Origin of the sequence: Falsochrobactrum tianjinense (genome assembly GCF_019100495.1) — a bacterium.
In the GTDB taxonomy this organism is placed as follows: Bacteria; Pseudomonadota; Alphaproteobacteria; order Rhizobiales; family Rhizobiaceae; genus Brucella; species Brucella tianjinense.
This window is the reverse complement of the sequence record NZ_JAHRVA010000003.1, coordinates 424721-437738: the sequence shown is the minus strand read 5'-3', so window position 1 is coordinate 437738 and position 13018 is coordinate 424721. Positions and strand designations below refer to the sequence as shown.

Sequence of the window (13018 nt, the reverse complement as noted above, 5' to 3'; positions counted from 1 at the left end):
TCAAGCAAAAACTTCTGCGTCAGCAAAAAGCGGGGCCTTCTGATCCTTATCCGAAAGCTGAACGCCTGAAGATGCCATTGGCCAATCAATACCAATGGTCGGATCGTCAAACCGGATCGAGCGGTCATGCTCAGGAGAATAATAATTCGTTACCTTGTAGATAACTTCAGTGTTCTCCACCAGCGTCATGAAGCCATGTGCGAAGCCCTTCGGCACCAGAATCTGGTTCCATTTTTCAGCGGAGACTTCCAACGCAACCCACTTCCCGAACGTAGGCGAGCTTTTGCGGATATCGACCGCAACATCCAGAATTGCCCCGCGCGTAACGCGCACCAGCTTATCCTGCGCAAATGGTGGTAACTGGTAATGAAGCCCGCGCACAACGCCCTTTGCGGCCGAAAAAGAATGATTGTCCTGAACGAAAGTCAGGTCGATACCGGCTTCAGTGAATGAGTTCGCATTATAGGTTTCGGAGAAAAAGCCACGGTCATCGCCGAATTTACGCGGGCTAATTTCAAAAACACCATCTAAACCTAACGGACGAACCTGCATCAATCTTTTCCTAATTCGGCAACACGGCGACGAAGATACGCAGCATATTCTGTTTTTCCAAGCTTGGCCGCGCGTTCGAGAACTGCTTCACTGCTCAGCCAACCTTTATCCAAGCCAATTTCTTCTGGGCAGGCAATCTTGATGCCCTGACGCTTTTCAATGGTTTGGACAAAAGAGGACGCTTCGTGAAGGCTGTCATGCGTTCCCGTATCGAGCCACGCGTATCCCCGCCCGAAACGCTGAACATTCAATTCACCACGCTCGAGATAGACATTATTGACTGTGGTAATTTCAAGCTCACCACGGGCCGACGGCTTGATCGAGCGTGCAATATCGACAACTTGGTTGTCGTAAAAATATAGGCCTGTGACAGCCCAATGCGACTTCGGCTTTTCCGGCTTCTCTTCAATGGAAATCGCCTGACCTGTCTCTGTATCAAACTCCACAACGCCATAGCGCTGCGGATCATCCACGCGATAGGCAAAAACAGTTCCGCCTTTCATCGGCTGCGAAGAGAGTTGCGACAGATTGGAAAGGCCGTCACCAAAATAGATGTTGTCACCGAGAATCATGGCCACACTATCGTTGCCGATGAACTCTCTGCCGATAATGAAAGCTTCGGCGAGACCATTGGGATGCGCTTGTTCAGCATATGAGAAATTCACTCCAAACTCGTGGCCATCACCAAGCAACTTCTGAAATAGAGGTAAGTCATGCGGAGTCGAAATGATTAGGACATCCTGAATACCTGCGAGCATGAGCACGCTCAAGGGATAATAGATCATTGGCTTATCATAGATTGGTAGAATCTGTTTTGAGACCGCGATTGTTAAAGGGTACAATCTCGTTCCACTGCCACCTGCAAGAATAATCCCCTTCATACGGTTTCACATCCTATCATCTTACTTCTTCCGTTTCGTTCATATATGCACGTAATATGGCTAAGTTGATGGCCTCGATTTGACAACGACCGGGCCTGCCTGAGAACCGAGAATTCAAAGAATGACCTATAGTGTTTCACTTGCCGATCCTCAAATCAATAAGCAGCTATTGCTAACGATTTCAATCGTTACATTTAATCCTGATTTTGATGAACTTAGAAAAACGTTGGACAGCCTGAAAAATGCGCTCAAGACATTTGGGCCCAGAACTTTCTTAATAACGATTGTAGACAACTCCTCTAGTAAAGAAGTTGCTTCTTTTTTGCTACGTTTCTATCCCAAATTGCCAATTAAGCTAATTAAAGGTCAAGGAAATATCGGCTTTGGCCGGGCACATAACCTCGCAATGCAGCAAATGGGAGAATTTCATCTCATTCTCAATCCAGACGTTCAATTACATTCTAACGCGCTCACAACAGCTATCGCTTTTATGGAAACCAATCCGGAATGCGGCCTAATTAGCCCCTATGCTGAATGGCCAAACGGCGAACGTCAGTACCTATGCAAAAGATACCCAGCACTCCTAGATCTTCTCTTAAGAGGCTTCGCCTCAGATACAATCCGTATGTGGTTCAAGGGGCGGTTGCAACGTTACGAAATGCGAGCAGAAACTCAACACAACGTTTGGTGGAACCCTCCGATTGTGAGTGGTTGCCTAATGTTCTTCAGAACCACAATTTTGTTAAAGGCGGGAGGCTTCTCCGAAGATTACTTTCTATATTTCGAAGATTTTGATCTATCACTAAGAGTAGCAAAGTTCTCTACCGTCGCATATGTGCCGACAGTTCGTATAATTCACTCCGGTGGACACACATCAAAGAAGGGGCTATGGCATATTCGCACCTTTATTCACTCTTCCATAATCTTCTATAGAAATCACGGTTTAAAAATCATGTAAACACACGCATTCAGGATGTCCGCTATGCTGCTTTCATCCTGAATGCTCGACGCTCTAAAAAAAGTTTATTATTATAATTCCTATAACAACCAGAAACATGCCAATAAAGAAAGATATGCTGAGAGATTCCCCTAAGACAAAATAGGATAGAATCGGTACAAAGGCTGCCCCTAGCAAGGCAAATGGATAAGCTTTGCTAAGTTCAGACTGAGACAGAACCCATATCCATAACAATGTTGTCAAGCTATATAAAAGAAGAGCTGATATGAGCCAAGGTGATACCAAAGCATGCAGCCAAGAAACGGAAAGGCGAAGCTTTATATCTTCTGCAGCGAACTTAAAGAAAAGCTGTCCAACTCCAAGCGATACGGCAAAAATCATGCTTGCGAATAGAACAAGCGGGTTCACTGGTTTTGTGTCCTGTTAGGCTTTTGTACATCCATGAGAGCAATTTTTCGCACCAACTCAGTATGTATTTCTTGTGCTTTACGCATTTTAAGATGTAAATTGAATATCCCCGCAAGTGAAATGAGAGATATAATATAAATAACTAAGTCAGCTCCTCGGCCGACGCCCACCATGTTTGCCGCTTTGGTACTTAAGTTCGGTGAAATAACAAAAATCATGCCAATTATGCAACAAAAGGATATAAAAGTAGCGACAATTCTGGATTTATTAAATTGAGAGAATGAATAAAAAAGCATTATTGATAATATAATTATGAGTATTGGCTTGATCATTTGTATAGCTTTCCAATAGACAGATCATAGACGATTTTAAATGCACCGGACAGGCGCTGGCCCTTAGCTTTAGAATAATCGGTATATGTAATAACGCACGGACACTCCGTATATTTAAGCTGCAGACTTCCGATCTGGTTTAATAATTCTGAAGCGTGTGCCATTCTGTTTTGCCTTATTTTTATTTTTCTAGCGGCTTTAGCTGAAAAACATCTCAGGCCATTGTGAGTATCTGTCACAGTCAAGCCAGAGGTAATACGAGTAAAATACGTTGCCGCAGCTAGAAGAATTCTTTTGCTTCGAGTCATGCCTATAGCCTTATTCCCAAGAAAACGAGAGCCTAAGACAACGTCAACATTCTCCCTATCCAGCACCTCAACCATTTCCAATGCGTCGCGTATGGAGTGCTGACCATCTGCATCGAAGGTAACGAGATGTGTCGCGCCTTTCGATAAGGAATAGGTAATACCCGTTTGAAGAGCGGCTCCTTGACCTAAGTTAATAGGGTGCCGACATACATGCGCTCCTGCTGCCTTGGCAATTCCGGCGCTTTCATCGGAAGAGCAATCGTCGACCACGATAATATTAGAAAAAACACTAAGTGCATCTATGACCGTGGAATGTATAACAGTGCCTTCGTTATAAGCCGGAATGATAATCCAAACGCTCCTGTTTGTCATCTATTTTACCTTAGAGAGAGTAGGAGTTTTCTTTTTGTTCAGTTTTTTCATTATTAGGTAAGAAAATTACAAGTAATAATGAAAGGACTGTTGTAGTGATCATCCAAATTGCATACCGATAATCCGCAGCGGGAGATAAGAAAAATAATGATATCGTCATCATTATGCCACTAGAAGACATTGTACAGGTGGCAAACCACTTGAAACTTCTAACGTCTCTTGCCAATTTAAACGCCGAATAAATTGCGAGAATGCAAGATAATGCAAGATATAGAATAGGTTTATATATAAATAAATGAGAAAGTGTGTCAAAAAACCACCGCCAGTCCCATGATTTTTCTTGCTCCAGATAGCTAAATTTTATTCCATATTCGTTTTGATCAATGCCTGGGTGGTAGGGGTAATAAGGATCAGGACCTCTAATCCACATCATTTTTGAGAAAACATAATACCGATGCTGCAAGTATGTTTGTAAATTATTCCTTATTGTATGAAGCCAATATACTGGCAGCGATTCACCGAAGTCGATATTACTCAAAACAGGTCCTACAGGAGAGTTTACTTCTGGCTTGAAGGCACCTTTTAAACGCTGAAAAAAATCAGTTCCTGAGCGAGATTCACTGTTTGGAAACATATCCGCATTTTTCGAAACAGAGATTGCGGCCAAATCGAAAAGAATTATTGAGTTGAGACCGCCATTACTTGAAGGGCCGTCAATCCATTTTGTTAAACCATATATTGAGAGTGTGAAGACGGGTGCTATTAAGCATAGTGCGATAACCTGTTTCTTAGCTGTGGGATATCTGCTTGCAAGTCTGTGTGCCCATAGAAGTGCCAAAAATGGCACTCCAATGATGGCATTGTGACGCACTGCCAAAGCATAAAAAATTGCTACTGCGGATACTACCATCCAGATCCAAGAAGGACGTCGATAGTCTGCCAACAGTGTCGCACCAGCCAATAAAACAGTGACAAACATGCCCACGTCTTTCCACAAATGAACAGAATTTACTAAAAGAGGTGGCCACAAACCCACTATAAAAAATATCCCCAGTCGTAAAATTGTATTTGATGCAAGTGACCAAGCTAAGATAGCTACCGCTGACCAATATATTGCCTGATGGAATAATAATAATGATCCAGGAGATGGTATAATTTCATAAAGTATCTTCCATAAATAAACCATTATTGGTGGGTGCGCACTGTTAACGGGTATTAAACCTAAAACCTGTGAATACTGATTAAAGGAATCATATGACATTAAACCAGGAAAAAATAATATCGTTATGGCTGAAGCCATAACAAGGGCAAGGGAGCCATACCATAACCCCGAGAATTTTTCTGAGCTCAACACACTCTCCACTATATTATGTAAACACGAAATAGCTGATCATTCAATGATGTGCAATGGTTGGTTAGTGGAGTGCTCCCCATTTCACCGGGCAAGTCCACTCTAATCCATTCTGGAGGAAATTCTCAGTGGCAGGTCAAGACAAACCAAGCCACTTCTCCCTGACGGACGACGACCTCGATGAACTCAGACAGATGCTGGCCGACGCACGTCAATCGTAACGGCCCGATTGTTACCGTGGGGAATATGTCTTGACACGTTCGACGACTTCTTGGTCATCGACAAAGCAGTCGAGGAATTCTTGCCATTTTGCGGCTGATTTGCGCGCGTCGGCGAGCATCTGTCTGAGCTCATCAATGCCGTCGTCCGTCAGGGCGCTTGTAGTCTGATCGTCGCCGGTTACGATGGTGATGATATTGCCATAGGTCAGGTTGTCGTCATTGTAGATGATCGCTTGAAGAAGATCGACATCCTCTTCGAGCATTTCGGCGACATATTCGAGCGTGTAGACAAACGTGACCGTGGCCATCAGGCTGCCTCAGCATGTTCTGCTGCGAGAAGCTTCCAGTTCCAAGGGAGCAACTCATCGAGCCGATTGATTTTGTGATCATGAATGCGGTCGAGCACATCGGCCAGATAGGCTTGCGGGTTGATGCCGTTCATCTTCGCCGTTTCAATGATCGTCATCGCGCGTGCCAGAGTTTCCGCGCCGGTGTCAGCGCCTGCGAATAACCAATTCCGGCGTCCTACTCCTATTGGCCTCAGGGCTCGCTCCGCAGCATTGTTGTCCATGGCCACACGCCCGTCCTCCAGGAACAGGCAGAGTGACGGCCATCTGCTCAGCCCATAGCGCAAAGCCTTCGCCAATTCGCTTTTACCCGGAATGCGAAGCAACTGCTTTTCTGCCCATGCGCGCAGTTCCTCGACCTTCGGCTTGCTGTGCTTTTGACGCGCGGCAAACCGCACATCGGCGGGGTGGCCTGCAATACCCCGTTCGATATCATACAGCGCACCGATCCGATCAAGCGCCTCGCGCGCAATCCCGGATTTGTTCGCGGTCCAGATGTCATGAAAGTCACGCCGCCAATGCGCCCAGCAGGAAGCCTCGCGGAAGCGGCAGTTCCCGTCCGATCCCGGCTCATATAACTTCGCGTAGCCTTTATAACCATCGGCCTGGAGGATGCCGCTCGCTTCTCGCAGATGATGGTGGACGTGCTCTTCCTTCCAGTCGGGAGCGAAGTAATAAACCGCACCCGGCGGTGCGCCGCCTGCCCATGGACGCTGATCGCGGACATATGTCCAGATCCTGCCCTTCTTCACACCTTTGCCCAGTCCCTTGTCGCGCAGCGACCGATCCAGCACCCGGATCGGCGTATCATCAGCATGGAGGAGATCGCTTTTCATGATCTCCTTCTCAATGCGCTCGATCAGCGGACGGAGCACCTGCATGGCACGACCGCACCAGTCCACCAGTGTGCTGTCAGGTATATCGGCCCCCATCCGCGCGAAGATCTCGTTGAGGCGATAGAGCGGCAGATGATCGTCGAACTTCGAGACCAGAATATAGGCCAGAAGACCGGCACCAGCCATACTGCCGGGTATTGGGCGGCTGGGCGCAGGAACCTGCACCATCTTCTCGCAACAACGGCACGACTTCTTTGGTCGGGCAATCTCGATGACCTTCATCGTCGCTGCGATCATGTCGAGGATTTCGCTGACATCCTCTCCGACAAGGCGCAATTCTCCGCCGCAGGCAGGACAACAATGACCGGGATCCAGTTCCCGGTGTTCGCGAACGGCATTTTCCGACACGCGCGGACGCCGACGCAGTGGCCGGGACTGTGAAGTTTCCTCCGAAACGCAAGCCGTCTCGTCTTCAAGCTCTTCGACGGGCGCGGTCTCGTGTTCGGCACTGGCAATCAACAGATCCTCCAGCGCCAGTTCCAGTTGCGCGATTTCCCGCTCGATCTTTTCAGAAGACTTGCCGAAGACCTGTTTCTTCAGCCGGGCAATGCGTAGCCTCAGACCCTGAATGAGGTGGTCATGCGCCTTCAACGCCGCCAACATCTTCGCATTCTCCGCCTGCAAGGCGGTGATCATCGCCTTCAGAAAGGCTGGATCATCAGAAAGAGTTGAGCGCGCATTCGACATGATCCTGACTAGCATAAGTCAGGACAGAACGCCATAAAAACAAGTAGTTTCAGTAGGATAAAATCAACCGACACGTGCCGGCGGAGCACCCCAGTCCGGACGTCTCCAGTCTATTCCTTCCCATAGCATCGCCAGTTGCGCTGCTGTCAGTCGAGCCGTCCCATCGGCCGCTGAAGGCCAGGGGAAACGACCTTTCTGCAGAATTTTATAGTAAAGGCAAAATCCCTGGCCATCAAAATACAGCAGCTTCACCCGATCGCCACGTCGCCCGCGAAAGGCGAAGACAGCTCCACCTGTCGGCTTCTGGCGCAAGACATCCTGCGCCAACATCGAAAGGCCCTCAATGCCCTTCCTCATATCTGTGACGCCGCAGGCAAGGTAAACCCGAACGCCGGTGCCCGGTCCAATCATGCCTGTTCCACCGCCCGGATGAGCCGCGTCAGCACTGCGCCTTCCACTCGGCTGCCAAAACAAAGACGGCGGCCGCAGCGCAAGTGCAATTCAATCATGGAGGGCGAAGCATCAAGGGTATCGTTCCCCGCGCCACCGATCTGCTCGCTACTCATCTCAATAGGAAGAAATACGGCTTCCTGTGAGGAGAGCAGAAGCCCCTTCTTCTTCAGTTCCCGTCGCCAGGAGTAAATCTGCTGGCGGGTCACATCGTACTTCTGCGCCACATCCGTCACTGTCGCGCCGTCGATCCCAATCGACATCACGATGTCCAGTTTCTTCTGATCTCCCCAGCGACGACGCCGTTCCGCGCCAAGAACTTCAACTCGCATCCAATCCTCGCATAAGACACGTCGCTAACGACGTCGTTAAACACGTGTCTTATGCCAAAATCACGAACTCAGGCAGGCGGTAGCAATCGGGCCGTTACCGTCAATCAGCCGAAAAATGCAAGAATTCCTCGAATGCCTTGTCGAAGACCAAGAAGCCGTCGAACAGGTCAAGCAATACTCCCTACGGTAACAATCGGGACGCTACGGTAAATATCATAGCAGCGGGCGACATCCCCAATATGCACTCCTAGCTGATCCGCTTCGGCCAATATCTCCAGCTTGACTGCTTTAGATCACCGCCGCCTTCGTTCAATGCCCGGTAGTATCTCCATGCGAGCCATGCCAACCTCTAAATTCTGATATTAATGCCAGCACTAATGCTGGTTCTAATGTCAGAATATCGTCAAAAGAGGCTCTATCTGCAAAATCCGTTCATTTATCAATTTGATATCTTAACTCATGAATGCGTTGTTCGCATACCAAATATTCTTCACTCTTTGATATCCTTGATTTTTCATCATCTCCTAATACAGCCAACGTATGCTCTCGATCAATCGCATGTATGTAATCACCTACATAATGATTTAACTTCAACCCCTCCCAATCCGCATTGTCCTTAGTGACTAATTGCAGCATAAGATAATAATCCTCCATATATTTATGATCATCAAAATACTTTGTATTTTCGACGTTCAAAAAACTTAAATCGAGTAAAAAACTATGAATTGGCGCATGATTATTGCTTACAAATTCCTCATAGGAATAACCATATTCATAAACCTTTGATCTATCGACCAAAATATTTTTCCCAGAAAAATAATGAGCTACAAAGGTACGACCAAATGATATTGCTGTATTGGTGACCTTTAAACGGCTGACAAGCCATTCATAAGCTGTCGGCAATAAAAGGTCATCGTAATCAAGAAACCCAGCATATCTGGTTTTAACGGCGCGAAGAGCCTCATTAAGCATCTTGGAGCGGATATCGTTTTTTCTATCAGACGATACAAAATGCATTATATGCGGTCGAAAATATTCGCTTGTTCCAAACTCAGCGAGTAGATGATCTAACTCAGACTTCTTTTTCTCGCTCAAATCCTGTGCTGCGATAAGCGGAACTATATTACAGCCAATCATTGCAAATAGTGAATAAAGGGCATTCCGCAGTTCGGTAAAATCAGCCGCATCATGAATTCGAATAACCGTGGTGATGAATGGGCGATCAGCAGGCTTAACAATACTGGGATTTGAAAGAAAACACCGTGCATCCGTACGCATTCGGACGTTAGCGAAACCATCCATTTTGGCTTCATGTGAAAAAACAATGACAGGACTTGTATATAAGGAACTTGCTTCCACAGATCCATTTTCCGTCACATTTAAAAATGACTTATCATGTCCGTAAAAATTTGGAATTACTGCCGCACCCGTTCTGGCGGCAGTCCGCACCATCTGCTCTAAGACCGTCGGCGTGAATACGCATGGAGAATGAAATTCAATTGTGAAATCCGTTGGTTCAGTATCCTGTGGCACGCTATCCGTTAGCCGTTCGGCCAAACGAGAGGATGAAACTGAAACCCGGGCTTTCTTGAATATCGTAGAATTTTTCAGGCACCAGACGAATTTTTCAGACAATACCGGGTCGCCCTTTAATCCATCTATAATAAAATCAGGCACCGATAGCAGAACTGTGGTTTCGGGAGCGATCTCCATTTCATCATTCAATGCGCATGCATATTCCTTGCCGGTTAATGCCCTCCCAATGGAGTTTAGATAAGCATAGCCATGCCGCGTATCAGGCTCCAGATGTGCACCTTCAGCCCATTCATTCCATGCGTTGACCACGATAAATCGTTCTGATTCAGATAGGTGCTTACGGCTATAATCTATTGAGTTTTCCAACCACTCTTGGAAGACTTGAGGCGTACCACCGTGAAGCATAATCCCGGCATCGTTATAGCGCGGGGTATTGTCCCACATCGGCACAACGGAGCGCAGATAAGTAAAGTCTTTCGGCTCCGTTTGTGAACCATAAAATTCAGCCACTTTTGGATAAGAGAGAACGCTCCCCTGCATAGGAACATATTGTTTCAATTCATCCTTCATCTCAGGGACAGCTCCAGCTGTCCAGTCATGAAGCACCCGTTCGACACCCGCATCCATATCGAATTCTTGCGGGTTAGCCGCACCACGTGTCAGAACCGCAACAATATAAGGCTCCTGTAACCCTTCTTCTTTACAAACCTCACGCCATACAGCGACATATTCACGGGCCGTCACAATGTGGGACGGCCGATATACAAACAATACCGGACGTCCATCAACTTTGATATATCGTTCATCCTTGAAGAAGGGGATCAGGTAGCGAATAAAGGCTTGTGCATCTTCGGCAGAGTATTTTTGGCCAAGAAGAACTTCACTTTCATTCCCGTCCCAGCGCTTTGTCCAGTTCTCATTGGCCCAGCAAAAGCAGAATGGCATAGGAATGTCTTTATTTGCCAGTAGCATTTGTGCTGGCTCTTCCAGAATTAGCCGCCCACCAAACCAGTAATGATAGAAAACCTGGCCATAAACACCAGATTTTTTCATCTGATCTGCCTGCAAACGCAGTACGTTTGGACTATCGAGCAAATAATATCCGGTATCACTATGTGGAATGTGTTGTTGATAGTGACCTTCAAAAAGCGGATTAGTCGCGCGTACTTTAGTCCACTCTGTAAACCCCTTGCCATGCCACTCGTCGTTCTCTGGAGTAGGATGAAATTGAGGCAAATAATAAGACAATATTTTTACATCGGAATTTTTCGTGTCTGACGAAAAATCCTCCTGATTTTCGTAATAACGATAATCCTTTATGGAATCGGTTATATACAGCCTAAATATCTCTCCCTCAGACCGGTCTGCGAACAAAAGGATAAGACGCTCCAAAGCGTGAGCTATTGTTCCATCGCTGGCAATTGGCTCCAACGGAAAATCATTAACTGTGAGTGGAAGCTTTAAGAACTCAGTTAGTGCATTTCCCCGCGCCCAAAACATAGAGCCTTCTGGAAAATCTACATCTATATCTTTATCAATCGAATACTTTGTATAGCGCTCAACAATTTCACGAGCCAATTCAAAATTTTCGCTCCAGCCTTTTGGATCTCTTATAATATGTGTCAATTCCTGTGGAACAATAACCTTAGCGCGATTTTGTAAAAGTTCAAAAATCTGATCTACGGTTTGTGTATCATCACCTTTTTTCCCTAAAAGTATGTCGAATATCTCAGAGGACCATTGAGAGAGTGATGCATTATGAGGGCTCTTCTTCGTGTGGAAGTGACCGAAGATATCGTACTTCGCCAATTTCGCACCGAATTGAACGATCATCGGTGCAATATCTCGGCCCCGATTTGGAACGTCTTGAACATAAACTTTGGAGACGCGTGAGAGCGCCTCCATACAGCGCTTGCGGATATCCGATTTGTTCGCATCCAAATTAACAGAAACGAACAGATCGAATTTCACCGGAATGTTCTTCAATCGTTCAAGAATACCATCAAGCATATCTTCATAATGTAAATGAAGATGAACTGCGACGCTAAAATCGCCCCTCAATATTGGCAGGTTTTTTTTAAAGGGATTAGGGTCCAAATAATGTGGGATTATACGTAACTTCGAACCGGTAGTAAGCAGCCTTTGCGATCCATTAGCCGCATTAAGAAAGGCTCTTCTTGCACGTAATCGCGCTGGCAATTGCCCAGTAAGCGTCCACCATGTTCCTTTTATCGCTACACGTCCCAACCGGGCAAGCTTAGGAAAACGCAACAATCCCTTGCGAACTGGGGCCGTTAGTATCCACGAAGTACTACCGGTCACCTCTGAAAGTGCGCGCTCGACATTTATACGAGCGTCGCTCTCGCGGGCGATGTGTTGTCTTAATTCTTCGATTTCCCTACGCTGAGACTCTATATTTTTATTTTGAAGATCAATCTTGTTTGCCTGCAACTGAGCATCACTTAGCAAACTGCTGTTATTTTTTGACAGTTCTTCGCTTGCATTCCTTAGCTCTATCAAACTCGAGTGAACTTCATGCAATTCATTTTTCAATGAACCAATATGGTCTTCCAATGCAGTCTTGGTCCTGAACAATACCAACTGGTTAACCAGAGCTGCGCCTCTGCTGGAAAAGAGCGTTCGTATTCTCGCCTTTTTGGCTGGATCTTTTGCTAGTTCAAAAAGTGCAGCAACCTCTGGCGGTTGATCTGCTCCGACAGCAATTACACCCAAGCCATGACTATGTTTGAAGCCGATGGAAGGGTATTGATCTCGCAACTCTTCCCATAGTTTCCATACTCCGAAATCGTCTCTACGCACCTCAATATCATGGAATAACACTATCCCACGATCGGACATCGCTGACTTCCAGGTTTCGAAGTCGTGCCGAACCGCCTCATATGTGTGCGTTCCGTCGATATGCAGCAAATCTATAGAACGATCTGAAAAGTAAGGGCGAGCCTGATCAAAAATCGCCCGCAACAATGTAGAAAAGGCGGAATATTTCGGATCGTGGTATGCGCTGACTTCTTCAAATAAGCCACCCTCGCGCTCCATGTGAACATCGCCCTGCCAAGTATCCACTGCCGTCCCGGTCGAGCCAAGTTGCAGGGTTGCCACCGCCTGGCACATCGCGCAGTAAGAATTTCCTCGATGGGTCCCCAACTCCACAAAACGTACAGGCTTGGAAACCTTCATCAACCAGAAAATGAACGGGATATGTCCAACCCAGTGCTCAAAAGGGACCAGCCGATCCGGCATCCAGAAAAATTCATCTCCAATATTCAGTTCGGAGATGATGTCCAGAAGAATTTTTGTGTCGTCATTTTGGCGCATAATTGGACCCGTCATGATATCGCGATTGGCATATGAAACTGTTCTAAAGTC

The 13018-nt window shown here is 46.5% G+C and carries 12 protein-coding genes; 1 reads left to right on the top strand and 11 read right to left on the bottom strand.

All coding sequences use genetic code 11. The features are described 5' to 3' along the window. Positions 1-552, bottom strand: coding sequence for a dTDP-4-dehydrorhamnose 3,5-epimerase (gene rfbC, locus KUG47_RS09775; RefSeq protein WP_217677759.1), 552 nt, complete (start codon positions 550-552; stop codon positions 1-3). Further along, entirely contained in the window at positions 552-1433 is an 882-nt protein-coding gene (rfbA, locus tag KUG47_RS09770) for a glucose-1-phosphate thymidylyltransferase RfbA (protein ID WP_217677758.1), read from the bottom strand. The genes rfbC and rfbA overlap by 1 nt, the downstream gene beginning before the upstream one ends. A 121-nt stretch (positions 1434-1554) precedes the next feature. On the opposite strand from rfbA, the gene KUG47_RS09765 reads away from it, so the two are divergent. Next, the gene (locus KUG47_RS09765) at positions 1555-2391 is read left to right on the top strand and encodes a glycosyltransferase family 2 protein (RefSeq protein ID WP_217677757.1); all 837 of its coding nucleotides are present in this window, start codon (positions 1555-1557) and stop codon (positions 2389-2391) included. A gap of 54 nt (positions 2392-2445) precedes the next feature. Here KUG47_RS09765 and KUG47_RS09760 read toward each other — a convergent pair whose 3' ends face one another. The 9 genes from KUG47_RS09760 to KUG47_RS09720 form a co-directional block, all read right to left on the bottom strand. Beyond that, on the bottom strand, positions 2446-2799 hold the full coding sequence (locus KUG47_RS09760) for an EamA family transporter (protein ID WP_217677756.1): 354 nt from the start codon (positions 2797-2799) through the stop codon (positions 2446-2448). Continuing rightward, positions 2796-3131 carry a DUF2304 family protein gene (locus tag KUG47_RS16865; protein ID WP_217677755.1) on the bottom strand — a complete coding sequence of 112 codons (336 nt, stop codon included), beginning with the start codon at positions 3129-3131 and terminating at the stop codon, positions 2796-2798. Before KUG47_RS16865 ends, KUG47_RS09760 begins: the two co-directional genes overlap by 4 nt. Then, a complete protein-coding gene (locus KUG47_RS09750) occupies positions 3128-3811 on the bottom strand; it encodes a glycosyltransferase family 2 protein (protein WP_217677754.1) in 684 nt (227 codons plus the stop codon). The genes KUG47_RS16865 and KUG47_RS09750 overlap by 4 nt, the downstream gene beginning before the upstream one ends. A 10-nt stretch (positions 3812-3821) precedes the next feature. Then, complete coding sequence (locus KUG47_RS09745; RefSeq protein ID WP_217677753.1) at positions 3822-5162, bottom strand: hypothetical protein; 1341 nt, start codon at positions 5160-5162, stop codon at positions 3822-3824. A 232-nt stretch (positions 5163-5394) separates the two neighbouring features. Then, positions 5395-5691, bottom strand: coding sequence for a hypothetical protein (locus KUG47_RS09740; RefSeq protein ID WP_217677752.1), 297 nt, complete (start codon positions 5689-5691; stop codon positions 5395-5397). Further along, positions 5691-7313, bottom strand: a complete 1623-nt coding sequence (tnpC, locus tag KUG47_RS09735; RefSeq protein WP_217677751.1) for an IS66 family transposase — start codon at positions 7311-7313, stop codon at positions 5691-5693. The genes KUG47_RS09740 and tnpC overlap by 1 nt, the downstream gene beginning before the upstream one ends. A 63-nt stretch (positions 7314-7376) precedes the next feature. Continuing rightward, positions 7377-7724: an IS66 family insertion sequence element accessory protein TnpB gene (gene tnpB / locus KUG47_RS09730; RefSeq protein WP_011982990.1), complete on the bottom strand. Its 348-nt coding sequence runs from the start codon at positions 7722-7724 to the stop codon at positions 7377-7379. Continuing rightward, a complete protein-coding gene (tnpA, locus tag KUG47_RS09725) occupies positions 7721-8095 on the bottom strand; it encodes an IS66-like element accessory protein TnpA (RefSeq protein ID WP_167522168.1) in 375 nt (124 codons plus the stop codon). The genes tnpB and tnpA overlap by 4 nt, the downstream gene beginning before the upstream one ends. Positions 8096-8527: 432 nt before the next feature. Beyond that, positions 8528-12982: a glycoside hydrolase family 99-like domain-containing protein gene (locus KUG47_RS09720; RefSeq protein WP_217677750.1), complete on the bottom strand. Its 4455-nt coding sequence runs from the start codon at positions 12980-12982 to the stop codon at positions 8528-8530. Between the last annotated feature and the right edge of the window lie 36 nt (positions 12983-13018).

Excerpts from the sequence above, each read along its gene's own strand:
- KUG47_RS16865 (WP_217677755.1), bottom strand. The coding sequence starts at position 3,131 with ATGATCAAGCCAATACTCATAATTATATTATCAATAATGCTTTTTTAT.
- KUG47_RS09740 (WP_217677752.1), bottom strand. The coding sequence starts at position 5,691 with ATGGCCACGGTCACGTTTGTCTACACGCTCGAATATGTCGCCGAAATG.
- rfbA (WP_217677758.1), bottom strand. The coding sequence starts at position 1,433 with ATGAAGGGGATTATTCTTGCAGGTGGCAGTGGAACGAGATTGTACCCT.
- KUG47_RS09765 (WP_217677757.1), top strand. The coding sequence starts at position 1,555 with ATGACCTATAGTGTTTCACTTGCCGATCCTCAAATCAATAAGCAGCTA.
- KUG47_RS09720 (WP_217677750.1), bottom strand. The coding sequence starts at position 12,982 with ATGACGGGTCCAATTATGCGCCAAAATGACGACACAAAAATTCTTCTG.
- KUG47_RS09750 (WP_217677754.1), bottom strand. The coding sequence starts at position 3,811 with ATGACAAACAGGAGCGTTTGGATTATCATTCCGGCTTATAACGAAGGC.
- tnpC (WP_217677751.1), bottom strand. The coding sequence starts at position 7,313 with ATGTCGAATGCGCGCTCAACTCTTTCTGATGATCCAGCCTTTCTGAAG.
- tnpA (WP_167522168.1), bottom strand. The coding sequence starts at position 8,095 with ATGCGAGTTGAAGTTCTTGGCGCGGAACGGCGTCGTCGCTGGGGAGAT.
- rfbC (WP_217677759.1), bottom strand. The coding sequence starts at position 552 with ATGCAGGTTCGTCCGTTAGGTTTAGATGGTGTTTTTGAAATTAGCCCG.
- tnpB (WP_011982990.1), bottom strand. The coding sequence starts at position 7,724 with ATGATTGGACCGGGCACCGGCGTTCGGGTTTACCTTGCCTGCGGCGTC.